This is a genomic window from Oleiphilus sp. HI0043 (genome assembly GCF_001634935.1).
In genome coordinates this window covers 1-1,085 of sequence record NZ_LWEY01001110.1, presented here as the reverse complement: position 1 = coordinate 1,085, position 1,085 = coordinate 1, and the positions used below count along the sequence as shown (strand labels likewise).

The window sequence follows — 1,085 nt, the reverse complement described above, 5'->3', positions numbered from 1 at the left end:
ACCTTGGGTTTAATGTCGTGTCGCTTTGCAAATGACAACATATTGCGCAGTGCTTGCGGACTCCCAACAGGAGAGCTAGACACTGAGCGTTGACCGGCCATCAATGAAAATACGTTAAGATCTAAAGGCTCAAGTGTCGCACCGACAAAATGTAGCTTGCCCTTGGGGGCGAGTGTATTGACGTATTGGTTCCATTTGAGTTTCACATTAACGGTGGATAAGACCAAGTCAAACTTGCCGGCCAGAGCGTTGAGTTCGTCAGGGTTTTTGGAGTCAACGGTATAGTGCGCACCAAGCTCTAGGGCTTCAGCTTTTTTAGCTTCAGATGAGGTAAAGGCCCAGACTTCACAGCCCCAGGCACGTAAAAACTGTAGGGCTAAGTGGCCTAGTCCACCAATCCCAATGACGCCAACGGTGTCGATGGGTTTAATGTTGTATTCAACAAGTGGATTGAAAACGGTCACGCCAGCACAAAACAAAGGGGCGGCTGAAGGCTCTTCAAAACCCTCGGGTAAGGCAACGACGCTACTTTCTTCCGCGCGTACCTTGTCAGCAAATCCGCCGTGATGACCGATGATGGTTCCTTGGGCTGAAGCGCAAAGGTTATGGTCGCCGCTATGGCAGGACGAGCAGCTCATGCAGTAGCCAGAGTGCCAGCCTAAGCCGACAGTCTGTCCAATTTGAATCGACTTAACGCGCTTACCGATGGCGTTCACTTTGCCGATCACCTCATGCCCGGGCACAAAAGGGTATTGGGTCATTCCCCATTCGTTGTTGAGCATGCTTAGGTCACTGTGGCAAATGCCGCAGTGCTCGACGGCAATTTCAACTTGGTCGTCTGGTAAATCACCAGGATCGTATTCGAATGGTTTTAGTTCACCACCTGCTTCAAACGCTGCATATGCTTTAATCATGGTAGAAGTCTCCTAAGCCTTGTCGATAGAGTAGTCTAAAAGAAATAGATAGCTGACAGCAAAGCATTCAGCATCATTATCAAAAAGTCAGTGATAAAAATGAATAGCATGACGCCTTTTACTTGCCACACACCTTTGCCGCTTCGATTTTGTACGGCTACCGGCACGTTG

General features: G+C 48.9%; 1 protein-coding gene. It reads right to left on the bottom strand.

Translation table 11 applies throughout. The features are described from left to right. Positions 1-914: NAD(P)-dependent alcohol dehydrogenase (locus A3729_RS12205; RefSeq protein ID WP_068633919.1), on the bottom strand; the 914-nt coding region annotated here is incomplete at its 3' end. Positions 915-1,085 lie beyond the last annotated feature (171 nt).